This is a genomic window from Allokutzneria multivorans (assembly GCF_039537405.1).
Lineage (GTDB): Bacteria > Actinomycetota > Actinomycetes > Mycobacteriales > Pseudonocardiaceae > Allokutzneria > Allokutzneria multivorans.
This window is the reverse complement of sequence record NZ_BAABAL010000019.1, coordinates 271,210-286,507: the sequence shown is the minus strand read 5'-3', so window position 1 is coordinate 286,507 and position 15,298 is coordinate 271,210. Positions and strand designations below refer to the sequence as shown.

Below are 15,298 nucleotides of genomic sequence, written 5' to 3'. Positions count from 1 at the left end.
CTCTCCCGGGACGGTGCGGCGGCCCTTGGTGGTTCTGAGCCCGTTGGTTTCGTGCCCGGTGAGTCAGCGCGTGGGCATGGCGGAGCGCGGGAACAGCTTCGCGCGCAAGGACAGCGGCGCGTTCACCGCCAGACTGGCCAGCACCTGCTCCAGCGCCGCCGGGAGCTCCGAGCGCACGGGAGCGCCCGCGCCGTACCAGGACCGCTCGACCTCGCCGACGAGCACGCGCAGCCCGGCGCGCCCGGACTCGTCCAGGCTGTGCTCGCGCGCGAGCTTCGTCGCGGCGACCCGGACCGTGTCCGTGTCGGAGATCCCGGTGCCGCGGTCGACGCTCGCCGCGACCAGCTCCTGCCACGCTGCGTCGGCTGCGTCCTCGCCCCCGGCGGCCACGGCGTCCAGCCGCTGCTGCCGAAGCGCTCCGCGCACCCAGGACGGCAGCAGCGCGAGATAACCGCCGCCCAGCACGATGAGCAGCAGTGCCCACACGAACCCCGGCAGCGTCCACCACAGCGGCAGCAGCACGGCGATGACGCCGAGCCCGGTCGCCGTCGCCGCCCAGAACTCAGGCAGGACAACGGTCTTCGTCAGCCGCGCGCGCCACGGGGTCGCGGCGGCGAGTGGGGCGCTCATCGCGCAGTCTCCCTGTTTCGTCGCCTCCGCGCACGCGTCGCGACGGCGGCTCCGGCAGCGCCCGCGACGGCGAGCAGCAACAGGATCTCCCACCACACCACGGCCGCCGGGACCCGTATTGCGCCGAACAGGAGCACGCGGTCGTCACCACCGCCGGGAGCGACCGGGGCGGTCGTGGCGGTCGGCGCGGACGACGGGTTCGACTGGGGCGTCGTGGTGCGCCCCGCCGAGGGCTCGTTGCCGCTCTGGTTGCCGCCGCTGGTGGACCCCTCGACCTCGTAGGGAGCCGTCACACCGCGCCCGTTGGCCTGCGGGGTCGGGTCGAACTTGGTCCAGCCGATGCCGGGGAAGTGCAGTTCCACCCACGCGTGCGCGTCGCTGGTGGTGATCACGTGGTAGCCACCGGCGTCGTAGCCCTGGGTGAAGCCGATCGCCACGCGCGCCGGAATGCCCGCCGCCCGCGCCAGCACGGCCATCGCCGACGCGAACTGCTCGCAGTACCCGGTCTTGCCGTTGAGCAGGAAGTCCACCAGGCCGTCGGAGTCATTACCGGCCACCGTCTGCAGGCTGTAGGTGAAGCCGTTGCCGGGGTCGGTGAAGTGCTTGCGCAGCGCGAGGGCCTTGTCGTAGTTGGTCCGCGCGGACGCGGTGATCCTGCGGGCCAGGTCCGTGACCCTCGGGTCGACGTCGACCTGGAGGTACTCCGCGCCGATCTCCTGGGTGTCCACGCGCAGTCCCGTCGCGCGCAGGGCTTCCGGACTCGGGTTCGCCACCACGCTCTGCTGCGTGTAGCGCTCCACGCGCTCCCGCTCGTCGTTGAAGACCACCCCGACCTTGGGGTCGTAGAGCCAGTGCTCGGGAACGCCCTCCAACGCCGTCGGCACCCCGTAGACCGGCAGCCAGTAGTCGGTGTAGCCGACCGTCTCGATGTCGATCCGCTTCGGCCTGCCGAGGCTCTCCGGCCGCGTCCCCTCGGTGATCAGCTTGCCGTTGGTCGGGATCCCGCTGAGCGGGCTGTTGACCGTCCAGCCTCCCCTGCGGTCGTACTGGCGCAGCGTCAGGGCGCGCAGGTAGGACACTTCGTCGAGGCCGCGCACCCGGAACAGCTCGATGGTTCCCTTGCGCTCCAACTGTCCGCGCAGCGACGCGAACGGCTTGATGCCCATGCCCGCGGTGCCCGAGGAACCGCCGACGCCGGGCAGCCTGCCCGCGGTGCCGACCAGCGTCAGGGTGGAGCCGCCGACGATCGCCACGACCAGGCCGACGATGGTCACCGCCGTCGCGCTGAAGCCGGAGCCGCCGCCGCGTCGGCCGTTCTTCTCGCCGTTGCGGCCGCGCGAGGGCAGGCCGAGCCTGCCGCGCCACAGGCGGTGCCGCTGCGCCTCGTCCACCACGAGCAGGAGCGCGAAACCGCTCGCTCCCAACGCGAAGGACCACCACGGCAGCATCTCGTCGGCCAGCGAGGCGGGCACGGCGAACACGCACAGCAGCACCAGACCGGCCGCCGCGGGCGCCTGCGCCGCGGTGGCCAGCGTGTCCACCGCGATCATCACGATGCCGACCGCGAGCGCGGACAGGCACAGTATCGCCGACGTCCCGCTCACCGGGGGCACTCCCGTGCGCACCTGCTGCACGGACTCGCTGAGCACGTTGCCCAGCTCCCGCAACGCTTCCGGGCCGGGGAGCACGCCGAACAACCCGCTGCGGGTGAACACCGCGGTCAGGAAGAACGCGAGCGCGCAGATCTGGCCGAGCGCCACCACGAAGATCGGCGCACGGATCGCGCGCAGGCCGGTGCCGACCGCGATCACCACCGCGATGGTCACGGCGACGAAGCCGATCCACCGCCCGCCCTCGATCACCGCGGACAGCGCGGTCGCCGCGCCCAGCACCGAGATCGCGGCCGCGATGGAGATTGTGGCGCCGTGTTCGGTCGACGGTGCCAGCACCGCGTGTCGTGAGCTCACCAGGCAGCCCCGCCCTTCCCTACGGCCATCCGGTCGGCGGTGCTGTGGCACAGCCGCGTCCAGACGGTGGTCATCGGCGTCCGCGCGTCGGCGATCATGACGCCCCAGCCCGCCGAGGTCAGCAACCGCGCGACCTCCTGGGGATCGGCTGCCCCCTCCTCGCTGGAGCCCGCCCAGCTCTTGACGTCCAGCAGCACCGCGAGGCTGCGCACCGACCGCTGCCGGTACTTGATCAGCTCGTGCACGGCGGACGGGGTCGTCGCGCCGAGCACCGCGATCAGCTCGCGCCCGGAGCCGGGGTCGTTGCTGCACGCCAGGTCCCTGCGGTGGGACGGTCGCAGCGCCGCGAGCGCGTCCAGCACCTCGGTGTCGCTGTGCCCGCCGTCGCTCTGCCCACCGGCGAGCGCGTGCCCGTCCTCGGTGCTCAGCCGGACGTGCTGGCCGTGCCGGTGCAGGTGCAGGCAGATGCTCGCGGTCAGCGACACCGCCCACTCCAGGCTGGAGCTGGGGCCGCTGCCCCGGTGCGCGGACTCGCGCGCGTCCAGCAGCACCGCGATCCCGCCGCGCCACGGGCGTTCCTCGACCCGCACCATCAGCTCGTCGCGGCGCGCGGTCGAGCGCCAGTGCACCTTGCGCATGTCGTCGCCGTGCCGGTACTGGCGCACGATCGCGTCGTCCTCGCCCTGCCCGGTGCGCAACCGGATCGCGCCGTCGTCCCCGGTGCCAAGGCCCGCGCCGACCGGCAGCCCGGACAGCCCGACGATCTTCGGCGCGACGATCAGCCTGCTGGTCCCGCCCAGCTCGCGCTCGAACTCGGCCAGCCCGAAGGGATCGGTGATCCGCGCCCGCATCGGCCCGAGCTGGTGCACGCCGCGCAGCACCGGCTGCAACGGGTAGCGCAGACCGACGGAACTCTTGCGCGACATGCGTTCCACGACGAAGCGCGGCCTGCTGCCCAGCGCGTACGGGACCCCGTCCTCCAGCAGCAGTCCGCCGGAGGGGACGCGGCCGGTGCTGCGCAGCTCCACGCGCACCTCGGCGGCGTTGCCCACGTGCACGCGCTCGGGCATCACGTGCCGCAGCGCGACGAGACCGACGCGCGCGCCCGCGGCCAGCGCGGCCGCCAGCACGGGCAGCGCGACGGCGAAGATGGCCACCCGCAACAGGTCCCGCTCGTTGAGCACCAGCGCGCAGAGCGCGGCGGCGATGCCCGCTGCGAGCAGGCAGCGCCCGCGCGTGGTGAGGCCGGACAGGGCGCCCCGCATCTACCTGGTTCCCCGCAGACCGTTGCGCTGGTACGGGCCGGCTTGCGCGGGACCCGCTCCGCCCTGGGGGACCGGAACCCGTTGCACCAGACCGCGAACGAGGTCGGCGGGGGAGCGGCGGGCCGCCTGCGCCTCCGCCGTGAGCACGAGGCGGTGGGCCAGCACCGGCACCGCGACCGCGTGGATGTCGTCCGGCACCACGAAGTCACGGCCGACCAGGGCCGCCTGCGCCCGCGCCGCGCGCACGAGCTGGAGCGTGGAGCGCGGGGAGGCACCGAGGCGCAGCTCCGGCAGGCGGCGCGTCGACGAGACCAGCTCGACGCAGTACCTGCGGATCTCCTGGGAGAGGTGCACCTGGCGCACCGCCTGCACCAGCGCGCGCACCTGCGCGGCGTCGGAGACAGGGCGCAGGTCCGCCATCGGGTCGTGCCCGGCGTGCTCGTCCACCATGGCCAGTTCGGCCTGCGGGTCGGGGTAGCCGATGGACACGCGCGCGGTGAAGCGGTCGCGCTGCGCCTCCGGGAGGGCGTAGGTGCCCTCCATCTCGATGGGGTTCTGCGTCGCGATCACCATGAACGGCGAGTCCAGCCCGAAGGTGCGCCCGTCGACGGTGACCTGGTGCTCCTCCATGCACTCCAGCAGCGCCGACTGCGTCTTCGGCGAAGCGCGGTTGATCTCGTCGCCCACCACGATGTTGGCGAAGACCGGGCCGGGGCGGAACTCGAAGTCCGAGGTCTGGCGGTTGTAGATGGACACGCCGGTGATGTCGCTCGGCAGCAGGTCCGGGGTGAACTGGATGCGGCTGACCGTGCAGTCGATGGACCGGGCCAGCGCCTTGGCCAGCGAGGTCTTGCCGACGCCCGGCACGTCCTCGACCAGCAGGTGGCCCTCGGCGAGCAGCGTGACCAGGGCGACGCGCACCACGTCCGGCTTGCCGACGAGAACCCGCTCCACGTTGCCCGCGATCCGCCGCGCGGTCTCGTGCAGCTCGGCGAGCACGTCGGCGGGGCGTTGCGCGCTGTCCGGCTCGGGCAGCGGCTGGCCGGGCAGTGCGGTCGGCTGGGTACTCGGCGTCACTCGACAGACCTCCATGGTGGTGCGGCTCCCACGCGGTGCCCGCGTCACCGGCCGACGACACCGGCGGGGCGTGTCCCAGTCGTCCGGCGAACGACGAGCAGCGTGACACGCAGTGTGTCAAAACCTGGCGAAGGTCCCCACCCCGTCCGGGCACCCGGGTTCCCCCACCCCGCCCCACCTGCTCGTCAGCGACCGGATGGCCGCGGGTCACGCTCACCCTAATGGGGGAAATCCGCTTGCTCCCGTCCCCCGGTGGTGGGAAGCCGGTCGGGCGTGGGGCCGCCGTCACCCCCCACGCGGACCCACCCTTTCCTAGCTGCGAAAACGTCACTCGGGCGGTCGAAGAGCGGCCCTTGATCGCGTTGACTGTGGTGGAAAGTGGGGTACTGTGGCGGCCGGTGGGGAGAACGGGTCCCCGCTGCCGGTCCGGACGGGTCGGTGGGGAGGTGAAGCCGGTGTTTCTCGGTACCCACAACCCAAAGCTGGATGACAAGGGCCGGCTCACGCTGCCGGCCAAGTTTCGCGACGCGTTGGCGGGGGGGCTGATGGTCACCAAGGGACAGGACCACTGCCTCTACGTGTTCCCGCGCGCGGAGTTCGAGCAGATGGCGCGCAAGGTCGCCGAGGCCCCGTTCACCAACGAGGCGGTCCGCGCCTACCAGCGCTACCTCTTCGCCGGGACCGACGAGCAGCGACCGGACTCCCAGGGCCGCGTCACCATCGTCCCGGAGCTGCGCCGCTACGCCGGGCTCAGCAAGGAGTGCGTCGTCATCGGCGCCATCACCCGCCTGGAGATCTGGGACTCCTCGGCGTGGCAGACCTACCTCGAGGACAACGAGGAGAACTACGCGAAGGCGAGGGAGGAAGTCCTGCCGGGGATGTTCTGATCCCGGCACGTGGTCGTGGTTCGGGTGCCGTGAGGCCTCGGTCCGCTCGATCTCTCGGTCCTGGTGCACCTTCCCCGGTACCAGGCTCGACGGGCGGGCGGGGACCTGGCGACATCCGCCACACCCGTCGTGACTATCCACAGTGGACGTCCACAGAGGACAGACAGGGGTCGGTGCGCCGGTCGAAGGATCGTTGAGCGCGGAGCAGGGCAAGGGAGGGACCGCCATGGCGGAGTCGGCGCGGCCCGCGCACATCCCGGTCCTGCTCGACCGCACGATCAACCTGCTGCGCCCGTCCCTGGAGAAGGGCCCCGCCGTCGTCGTGGACGGCACGCTCGGCCTCGGCGGTCACTCCGAGGCGATGCTCACCGCCTTCCCCGAGCTCACCCTGGTCGGTCTCGACCGCGACCCGCGCGCGCTGGAGCTCGCCGGTGCGCGGCTGGCCCCGTTCGGCGAGCGCGTCAAGCTCGTGCACGCCGTCTACGACGAGCTGCCCTCGGCGCTGGACGGCCTGGGCATCGACCACGTCGACGGCGTGCTCTTCGACCTCGGCGTCTCCTCGATGCAGCTCGACGAGGCCGACCGCGGCTTCGCCTACGCCAAGGACGCCCCGCTGGACATGCGGATGGACCCGACCGCCGGGCTCACCGCCGCCGACGTGCTCAACGAGTACGCGCCCGGCGAGCTGATCCGCGTGCTGCGCGACTACGGCGAGGAGCGCTTCGCCAAGCGCATCGTCTCCGCCGTCGTGCGCGAGCGGACCAAGGAGCCGTTCACCACCAGCGCCCGGCTCGTCCAGCTGCTCTACGACGCCGTGCCCGCCGCCACCAGGCGCACCGGTGGACACCCCGCCAAGCGCACCTTCCAGGCGCTGCGCATCGAGGTCAACGGCGAGCTGGAGGTCTGGCGCAGGGCGCTGCCGAACGCGCTGGACGCGCTGGCCCCGCAGGGCCGCGTCGTCGTGCTGTCCTACCACTCGCTGGAAGACAAGATCACCAAGCGCGAACTGGTGGCGAGGTCCACCTCGCGCACCCCACTGGGCCTGCCGGTCGAACTGCCCGGCCACGGCGCAGAGTTCCGGTTGATCACCCGCGGCTCCGAGCCCGCGACGGAGGAGGAGATCGCGCAGAACCCGCGCGCCGCCTCCGTGCGGTTGCGCGCCGCAGAGCGGATCGGGGAGGCGGGATCATGACCGCACCGGCACGTTCCGAACCGCCCGCCCACCGAGGGCAGGGCGCCCAGCCCGTTCGCGACCGCGAGGCCGAGCGCGCCGCCCAGCACCGGCGCTCGGCCGCTGCCGAGCGCGCCTACGCCCGCAGGGCGCACCGCACCGGGGCTGCCGTGCCCGAGCGCCGCACCGCGCCCGCGCCAAGGGCTCCCTTCGTGCTGCTGGTGATGGGCCTGCTCGGCACCGGCATCGTCGCGTCGCTGTGGCTGTCGACCGCCGCCGCCGCCGACTCCTACAAGCTGGAGGAGACCCGGCGCGAGGTCCGCAAGGGCGCCGAGGACGTGGAGCGGCTGCGCCGTGAAGTGTCCACTTTGGAGTCTCCGATCGAGCTGGACCGGCGCGCCCGCGAGCGCGGCATGGTCCCCGCAGGTGACCCCGCGCGCCTGCAGGTCCAGCCCAACGGCGACGTCGAGGTCGTCGGCGATCCCAAGGCCGCCGAGAAGCCGCGCTCCAGCGTGCGCAGCCAGCCGCCGCCTTCGCAGGCTCCGCCTCCGCAACCGCCTTCGCCGCCGGAACAGCAGCAGCCCGAGCCTCCTGCTCCGGCCGCGCCTCCGGCAGGGCAGCAGCAGCCTCCGGCGGCTGGCGGGGGCGGCTGATGCAGGGCCCGAACCGGCGTGCCGGCCGACCGCGCCCCGCTCCGAGGTCGTCGCCGCGGGCGGCGGCGCCGAAACCCAAGCCCCCCAGGGTGAAGCTGAGGCGCAACCCCAACGGCATGGGCGATCACCGCGTCCGCGTCGTGGTCGGACGCGCCTTCCTGGTGCTCGCGCTCGTCGCCGCCGGGCTGCGCCTGGTGCAGGTGCAGGGCTTCGAGGCCGAGGCCCTGTCGCAGCGTTCGCTCAAGCAGCGCGTCACCGTGCAGAACATCCCCGGCCAGCGCGGCTCGATCGTGGACCGCGACGGCAACCTGCTGGCCTTCAGCGTGGAGGCGAAGGCGCTCTACGCGCTGCCGCAGCTGATCGTGGAGGAGCAGCGCAAGGCGGGCAAGGACCCCGACGAGCGCAAGCGCAACATCGCCGCCTACATGAAGCAGGTCCTCGGCGACCAGGTCGACGAGCAGGAGCTGCTGCGCAAGCTGTTCTCCGACAGCAAGTGGCTGTACCTGGTCGACCGCGTGGAGCCCGCGAAGGCGCGGATGATCCGCGAGAAGTTCCGCGAGATCGGCGCCGAGTACCGCCAGATCCGCCAGTACCCCTCCGGCAAGGTCGGCGCGGACATCGTCGGCTTCGCCAACTGGCGGATGGAGGAGCGCAAGGCGGCGGGCCTGGAAGGGCTGGAGACCTACAAGAACAACCTGCTCTCCGGCAAGGACGGCAGGCGCGTCGTGGACACCGCGGCGGGCAGCGCGAACGTCACGATCCCCGGTTCCGAGCGTGAGGTCGAACCCGCGACACCGGGCTCCGACATCCAGCTGACCATCGACACCGACCTCCAGTTCACCGTGCAGAACATGCTCACCAGCTACGTGCAGCGGGTGGAGGCCAAGGGCGGCAGCGCCGTCGTGCTCGACGCCAAGACCGGCGAGGTCATGGCGCTGGCCGACGACAAACCCTTCGACCCCAACAACTTCGCCGACTCCAAGCCCGAGCAGCGCAACAACCGCGCGGTCACCTCGCCGTTCGAACCGGGCTCGGTCAACAAGGTCGTCACCGCCGCCACCGCCATCGAGCTCGGCCTCGCCACGCCGCAGACCGTGCTGTCGGTGCCCGGCAGCATCAAGGTCGCCGACCGCGAGATCGGCGACGCGTGGAACCACGGCACCATCCCGATGACCTTCACCGGCGTGATCGGCAAGTCCTCCAACGTCGGCACGCTGATGATGGCGCAGCAGATCGGCCAGGACCGCTTCGCCGAGATGCTCTCGAAGTTCGGCCTCGGCGAGCGCACCCGGCTCGGCCTGGCCGGTGAGACCTCCGGCCGCGTCCCGCCGCGCTCGCAGTGGTCCGGCTCCACCTTCGGCAACCTGCCCATCGGCCAGGGCCTGTCCATGACCGTCGTGCAGATGGCGGGCATGTACCAGGCGCTCGCCAACGACGGCCTGCGCATCCCGCCGCGCATCATCAAGGCGGAGATCGGCCCCGACAAGGTCCGCAAGGAAGAGCCCCGCCCCGAAGGCGTCCGCGTCGTCAGCCCCGAGACCGCGCGCACCGTCCGCGACATGATGCGCGCCGTCGTCCAGGACGCCCCCGGCCAACGCGGAACCGGCCCCGCCGCCGCGCTGCCCGGCTACCAGATCACCGGCAAGACCGGCACCGCGCAGCAGGTCGACCCGAACTGCGGCTGCTACAGCAACTCCTCGTACTGGATCACCTTCGCCGGCATCCTGCCCGCCGACAAACCGCGCTACGTCATCGGCATCATGCTCGACGCCCCCAAGGCCGGCACCGCGGAGGCCACCTCCGCCGCGCCCCTGTTCCACGACATGGCCGACTACGTGGCCCAGCGCTACCGCGTTCCCCTGTCCCCGGCCGCCCCCACGCTGGAGCTCCTGCCGAAGAACGGCTGATCCTGTTTCACAGCAACGTGATCAGGTGCGTCGTGAGCACGACCAGGTACAGCGGAGCCCACGCCGCCCACAACCACCCCCCGATCGCCCGTTGCCGCGCCAACGCCCGCACACCGCCGATGAGGCCGAGCAGCAGTCCGATCACGGCCGAGCCGATGGTGGCCCAGATGACCAGATCCGGCCTGTCGTCGACGATCGTGCGAACGTCGACGTGATCCGCCCTGCTCGCGTAGAAGATGATGTACCAGATGGTGGACACGAATCCTGCGAAGGCCAACAGTCCCATGTGGACAGTCAGGCGAACCGCCTGTCGTGACGGGGCGCTCCTGTTCTTGTTCCCCAACCACCGCTCATCGGCTTCCCTGCTCACGACGTCTTCTTCCCAGCGTTCGCCGGGTGCGCCCTCGCTTCCAGATGACACCCGGTGTGCAGCATGAGCGTCGTGTTGACCGCGGTCCCCAACATGTAGAGCGCGCCGTAGGCGTCCTTTGCGGTGATGTCGTGTTGCCCAGGGCTGTTGACACGAGCGCTGGGTACTTCGAAGCCGTAAGCGCTGGTGACTTCGGTAGCGATCGCGACGACCCTGTCCCACTGTTTGTCGGGAATGTTGCCGAAATGGATCCACAGGGCCAGCGTGCGGCTTTCGACCCCTCGGACGTCTGAGTAGCCGGAGCAGCCTGCTTTGCTCATCGGGTCTTGTTCTTTCCAGTTCAGGGGTCCTACTTCTGCGGAAACACGATTTCGCAGCGCTGTCTGCATCTCTTCGTACCGCGCCGTCATCACGTCGATGTCCGGTCGTCGAGCGAGCGCTTGGAACTTGTCCTCCATGCTGGGGCCTCCGCAGCTGATGAGAATCAGAAGGCAAGCAGTTAGTGTCGCGGCCCGTCGCATCAGCGCAGCTCCGCTGGGCACGTGCTGCTTTTCCATCGCTTCGTCACCTGATGTTCTCGGTTGCCGAGCCGACCACTTCCCGAAGCTGAAGACTCACGTCGTCGGCTTCGCGGCGTTTGCGGGATGCGCCTTCGCCTCCAGATGACACCCGGTGTGAAACAGCAGCGTCGTGTGAACGCTCGTCCCGAGCGTGTAAGTCGCGCCAAGAGGGTCGACCGAGAGGACCTCGTGGTGGCCGGGGCTGTTCACGCGGTGGCCGGGTTGCCCAAAACCGTATGCGGCGTTGATCTCGGTGATGATCGCGACCGCTCGACTCCACTGGTCATCGGGGATGCTGTGAGGGAAGGACCACAGGCCCAGTGATCGGCTTTCCGCAGCGGGAACGTCGGCGAAGTCGGCACATCCTGACCTACTGACCGGATGGCTCTCTTTCCACTCCATGGGGCCGAGTTCGGCGGCGAGTCGGTTTCGGATCTCGGTCTGCATCCTTTGGTACCGCGCCGTGGCAGCATCGATGTCAGGCCGCTGTGAGAGCGTCTGAAACTGATCCTTCATGGTAGGGCGACCCCCGCATCCGATGAGTAGGAAGAGACAGGCTGCAACCATTGCTGTGCGTCTCATCAGTAAGACCCGCGCCCACGGCTCTGCCTGAAGTCGAACTGACCGAGGCTCTTGTCTTCGCGAGTCAGGTGGTGCAGTCCTGCAGCAACCAGGCTCATGTTGTACTGGCTCGTGCTCCCCGGTGCGAGGTAGCCGATCTTGGGCTCTACGGAGCCGTGACCGGATGAGTGGCTCAGCTGTCTGCCGTCCGGCAGCGTGAGGTCATGTGCGGACAATCTGTTGATGCCCCTGATGCGATCGGGGTCAGTCCCGAACGCGGCGAAGTCCGCAACCGGGTCTTGGCGTGCTTCTACTACCCACGAGTGTCCAGCTGGCACCTTCAGGTCTTCTAGACGTGAAGTTCCCAACCCGGGAGAACCGAAGAAGACCGCGTCATCGACCCCCGTGTTCTTCTGCAAAGCAATTCCGGTGGTCAGGGAACCGTAGGAGTGACCGATCGCGGTGAGATGCGGATCGGTAGGGCGAGATGCGTCGACGCCGTTGAGGAAGCGTGTCAGCTTCTCGGCACCCTCGCGCGCGGCACCCTCGCCGATAACGGAGCGGTTGATTTCCAGGATTTCGCTGGCCTGCGGGGCCTCGTAGCCGATCCAGGTCACCGCCGCGACTGACGTCGGCTTCCCATTCTGTTCGGAGGCGCGTTGGGCCTCTTCTCGCAGCTTGTTCATGTGGTCGTCGTACGAACGCATGTCGCCCTGAACAGTGGTTCCGAAGCCAGGAGTGAAGACGGTGACGTGTTCGGCGGTGTCGACGTTGCCCGCAGCGATCGCGGCCTTGGCGCGCTGCCCCGAGGTGTCCAGCACAAGGAGTTGGCGATCGCCACGCGCCAGTGTCTGGTCGATCGCGTCCAGTGAGGCGAGTTTCGCCTTGATGATGGCCAGTTCGGCGGCGGGACCGGCGAGCTGGCGGGCGATCGACAACTCGCCGATTTCGCTGGTGGACGCACCGAGCCGTTTGGTGAGGGAGTCGACCAGAGGCTCCAGCTTCGCGGCCTCGGCCAGCAGCCTGGCGCGTTCGCCCGGGATCTGGGCGCGGTTGGCCTGGTCGCGGACGACGGCGGGAAGGCCGTCGAGGTTGCCGATCCAGTCGGGGTGGTCCTTGAGCAGCGCGGCGCGTTCGGTGTCCGACAGCGACGACCACCAGCCGGAGTTGTCGGCGGGGGAGCCACCTTGAGGCGGGCCGATCGTGGAGAGGCCGCCGGTCGCCTGTCCCGCAAGGGAAGCGTCGGTCAGCGAGGTGCCGCAGCCGTCGTCGACGCGGTCGAGGGCGGCGCGTTCCAGGACGGCGGCGAGGTCGGCGTCGATGTCGTTGGCCCGGCGCAGCACCTGCTCGACGCGGTCGGCGAGCTCGACCTGCATGGCGGCGCGCTCGCGGATCCGGGGTTCGTCGGTGGGGCGGGACTGCGCGGTGTCGACGATCTTGCCGTCGTCGGCGATGGAGAAGCCGTAGCGGCCAGCGAGGTGTTCGGCGTCGCCGAGTGCGCGTTGGACGGCTTTGACAGCGTCGGCGGCTTCTCCGGTGGCGCGCCGCACGGCGGAGATACCAGCGACCAAACGACGCATTCGTTCAGTGAGTTCGCCGTGGTGCTTGGTGGCGGCCTCGGCGGCGGAGCCGGTCCACCCGGCGGGCGACTTCGTGGCGTGCAGCTCGTCGTCGAAACCGACGAGGGTGTCGCGACGCGAGCCGAGCGCCTGGAAGACGCCGTCGAGAGTGGGCGGCCGCCATCGCCGCACATCGCTGACGGAGACCATCAGAACGCCTGTCGCATGTCGTCGCGGGCGTTGGCGTCCTTGGCGTTGTAGAGCGCGGCGCTCTCGTCCAAGCGCTTCGCGTGGGCCTGGACGTCGTTCGCCCACGAAGAGACGCTCGTCTTCCAATGCCCGGCGAGCTTGGCGGCAGCCGCAGCGGCCGCGCCGCCCGGCATGGCCGCCGCGATCTGGTCAGCCTCGGCGGCGACGTTGACCGCTCCCGCGCCCTCCCCGGCACTTCGAGCCGTCCGAGCTGCCTTGCGGAGCTCGTCAGTGACAACAGTGAATCCCACGTCTGTCAACCTCCCCCGGCGGCTCACGCTACTGCGTCCCGCATGGCCGCGCGGGGGAATCAGTACGGTCAGGTGACGGTGAATGCCGGAGACGTTCCGCTGATCGGGCTCACAGCACCGACGAGGTTCTTGGCGTCACCGCGGTAGACGATGCGATAGCTGCCGGGCTGCGCGGTGCTCGGCACGTCCCACGACACGGTGATCCTCGACGCCGCAACGCCCCACCTCGCCCAGCGGAACTTCGTTGACCAGTCACCGTCATCGGCCACGCGCTTCCACGCGGCCCCTTCCTGGCGCTGCACCTCGATGAACGTGCCGTTGCGGTGCACGTCGTTGTTCGGGTGCGCGCCCGCGAACTCGACGACGACCTGCTGTCCCTTGGTGTAGCTCGGTTTCGGCGCGGTGACCACGTCGCCGAAGTTGCCTCCGATCGGGGGCGCGTCCAGCACGACACCGGGCTGCACCGTCCACACGGAACCCGACATGTCCGGCGGCGTCGGACCGGCGGCGCTGGGGCGCCCGGCCTTCATGTCAGCGGCGATGCGGGCGAATTCCTGTTGGTAGGCGGGCAAACTCCAGCGACCGAACATCGTGTGACCCGCCTCGTAGTCCTGCTGGTCGTACTCTTCCGGCGTGGTCAGGTACCCGGCGTAGTCGTTGGCGTAGCCCGCGATGAGGACGTTCTGCAGCGGCGCGCCGACCTGCTCGGCCACGGTCCTGCGCAGTCGCAGGCCGGTGACGATCGTGGCCTCCTGCGGCAATCCGATCAGGTAGAGCTGGCCGACGCGGACGAGCTGGATCGGCAGGATCTTCGGGGTCAGGTTCAGCGCGCCGGTGTCGAGCAGGATGTCCTTGGGGGCCTGGCACGCGCGCAGCTCGGGGGAGGCGACGTAGCGCGCCTTGGTGACGAGTTCGATGAGCGGGTTGTTGCCGACGCCCTCCTTGAAGATGTCCGGCCCCGGACCGTCCTCTGTGGACCCCGCGGCGAAGCTCGCGCCCATCGCGGCCTGGCAGGTGGTGTGCGCGGCGCCGTCCCCGGTGAACTCCGGGCGCACGGTCGTCCCGCTCATGTCCACATGGGACAGACGCGAGTCGACGCTTCCGCTGAGCGAGCGCCCCGGGCTCGCGGCGAGGGCGCGGGCCGCGTCGGCCTGGCGCTTGCCGAGGATCTGGGTGTTGGCGAACTCGTCCTCGGTGGGGCCGCTGCCCGGCTTCAGGTTGAGGTTGGGCGACATGTCGCCCGCGTTGGTCTGCGCGAACGCTGTGACCAGACCCGGCTGCCCCGCGAGGTAGTCCGCTCCCGCGACCTCGCGCTCCCAGTTGTAGGCCGCGTATCCCTTGTTGTCACCGCTGATGAGCGTGTTGTTGCCGGTCATGCTCGTGTTGTGGGTGGCGAACCAGTTGATCGCGCCGACCGTCCTGCCGCCCCGGTCCATCCGCAGCAGGGAGGTCATCGGGTCGATCCCGTCCGGGAACGCGGTCCTGTCCTGCGCCGGGTTCTTGTCGAAGGCGCGGCGCGAGCGGTTGGCACTGGCGTTCTTCAGCTCGCCGTTGGCCAGCGACAGCGAGCCGGGCGCGAGGTCGTCGTGTGCCCGGTTGATCGACTCGACGATGCCGTCGACCGCCGCGTCGAAGGTCTTGCCGTGGTAGCCGAACGTGGTGATGTTGTAGAGCGAGTAGTGCGACTGTCCGCCCGGTCCCGCGTGCGTGTGCGTCGCGGTGAGCAGCACGTTGTCCGCCGAGTACAGCGATCCGTGCTTGGCGGCGAGCTTGCGCAGCACCGCCTGCCGCACGCTGCCGAAGATCATGCCGAGGTCGGCGGTCACCAGCGCGACGCGTTTGCCGCCTGCGGGGTCGGCGATGACGAAGGCCCGCGAGCGCTGTCGCTGGTGGATGCCTGAGGTGCGCTGGTCGAGCTTGGCGTAGCCCATCATTCCGCGCTCGGCGGCCTCACCGGTGACATCGGCGATACCGCGTCCCACCAGGTACGCGCCGTCGGCGCTGGTGGCCTGGGCGGGCTCACCGAGCTGGACGAGCGTGGCGGCGCCGACCGCGGCCGCCAGCGCCGCGCCGAGCACCCCCCTCACCCGTTCTCCGGACAACCAGCGCACAACGACCTCCCGGGTGCCGATGCTCGGTGACCGCCGTCACAGCTCACCGTGACTGACGGTAGCGAGGTCGAGGAGAAATG

At 70.4% G+C, this 15,298-nt stretch carries 14 protein-coding genes; 4 read left to right on the top strand and 10 right to left on the bottom strand.

The genetic code is table 11. The features are described 5' to 3' along the window. Positions 1-63 precede the first annotated feature (63 nt). The 4 genes from ABD798_RS29210 to ABD798_RS29195 are packed head-to-tail and all read right to left on the bottom strand — an operon-like array spanning position 64 to position 4,939. Positions 64-630, bottom strand: coding sequence for a hypothetical protein (locus tag ABD798_RS29210; RefSeq protein ID WP_344881739.1), 567 nt, complete (start codon positions 628-630; stop codon positions 64-66). After that, entirely contained in the window at positions 627-2,597 is a 1,971-nt protein-coding gene (locus ABD798_RS29205) for a transglutaminase TgpA family protein (protein WP_344881736.1), read from the bottom strand. The genes ABD798_RS29210 and ABD798_RS29205 overlap by 4 nt, the downstream gene beginning before the upstream one ends. Next, positions 2,594-3,862, bottom strand: coding sequence for a DUF58 domain-containing protein (locus tag ABD798_RS29200; RefSeq protein ID WP_344881732.1), 1,269 nt, complete (start codon positions 3,860-3,862; stop codon positions 2,594-2,596). Before ABD798_RS29200 ends, ABD798_RS29205 begins: the two co-directional genes overlap by 4 nt. Then, positions 3,863-4,939, bottom strand: a complete 1,077-nt coding sequence (locus ABD798_RS29195) for an AAA family ATPase (RefSeq protein WP_425549288.1) — start codon at positions 4,937-4,939, stop codon at positions 3,863-3,865. A gap of 455 nt (positions 4,940-5,394) precedes the next feature. Between ABD798_RS29195 and mraZ the strand changes: the two genes are divergently transcribed. The 4 genes from mraZ (at position 5,395) to ABD798_RS29175 (ending at position 9,557) form a co-directional block, all read left to right on the top strand. Then, positions 5,395-5,826: a division/cell wall cluster transcriptional repressor MraZ gene (gene mraZ, locus ABD798_RS29190; RefSeq protein WP_086825504.1), complete on the top strand. Its 432-nt coding sequence runs from the start codon at positions 5,395-5,397 to the stop codon at positions 5,824-5,826. A gap of 226 nt (positions 5,827-6,052) precedes the next feature. Next, on the top strand, positions 6,053-7,018 hold the full coding sequence (gene rsmH / locus ABD798_RS29185; protein WP_344881728.1) for a 16S rRNA (cytosine(1402)-N(4))-methyltransferase RsmH: 966 nt from the start codon (positions 6,053-6,055) through the stop codon (positions 7,016-7,018). After that, positions 7,015-7,650 (top strand): cell division protein FtsL, encoded by a 636-nt coding sequence (gene ftsL / locus ABD798_RS29180; protein ID WP_344881725.1) that lies wholly within the window; start codon positions 7,015-7,017, stop codon positions 7,648-7,650. The genes rsmH and ftsL overlap by 4 nt, the downstream gene beginning before the upstream one ends. Next, positions 7,650-9,557: a peptidoglycan D,D-transpeptidase FtsI family protein gene (locus ABD798_RS29175; RefSeq protein WP_425549287.1), complete on the top strand. Its 1,908-nt coding sequence runs from the start codon at positions 7,650-7,652 to the stop codon at positions 9,555-9,557. The genes ftsL and ABD798_RS29175 overlap by 1 nt, the downstream gene beginning before the upstream one ends. A gap of 7 nt (positions 9,558-9,564) precedes the next feature. Here ABD798_RS29175 and ABD798_RS29170 read toward each other — a convergent pair whose 3' ends face one another. The 6 genes from ABD798_RS29170 to ABD798_RS29145 form a co-directional block, all read right to left on the bottom strand. Further along, positions 9,565-9,843 carry a hypothetical protein gene (locus ABD798_RS29170; RefSeq protein ID WP_344881720.1) on the bottom strand — a complete coding sequence of 93 codons (279 nt, stop codon included), beginning with the start codon at positions 9,841-9,843 and terminating at the stop codon, positions 9,565-9,567. Positions 9,844-9,923: 80 nt separating this feature from the next. After that, complete coding sequence (locus ABD798_RS29165) at positions 9,924-10,385, bottom strand: LppA family lipoprotein (protein ID WP_344881717.1); 462 nt, start codon at positions 10,383-10,385, stop codon at positions 9,924-9,926. A gap of 156 nt (positions 10,386-10,541) precedes the next feature. Continuing rightward, complete coding sequence (locus ABD798_RS29160; protein WP_344881714.1) at positions 10,542-11,003, bottom strand: LppA family lipoprotein; 462 nt, start codon at positions 11,001-11,003, stop codon at positions 10,542-10,544. A 65-nt stretch (positions 11,004-11,068) separates the two neighbouring features. Beyond that, positions 11,069-12,817: an alpha/beta hydrolase gene (locus ABD798_RS29155; RefSeq protein WP_344881711.1), complete on the bottom strand. Its 1,749-nt coding sequence runs from the start codon at positions 12,815-12,817 to the stop codon at positions 11,069-11,071. Further along, positions 12,817-13,107, bottom strand: a complete 291-nt coding sequence (locus ABD798_RS29150) for a hypothetical protein (protein ID WP_344881708.1) — start codon at positions 13,105-13,107, stop codon at positions 12,817-12,819. The genes ABD798_RS29155 and ABD798_RS29150 overlap by 1 nt, the downstream gene beginning before the upstream one ends. A gap of 68 nt (positions 13,108-13,175) precedes the next feature. Further along, the gene (locus ABD798_RS29145) at positions 13,176-15,194 is read right to left on the bottom strand and encodes a neutral/alkaline non-lysosomal ceramidase N-terminal domain-containing protein (protein ID WP_344881705.1); all 2,019 of its coding nucleotides are present in this window, start codon (positions 15,192-15,194) and stop codon (positions 13,176-13,178) included. Between the last annotated feature and the right edge of the window lie 104 nt (positions 15,195-15,298).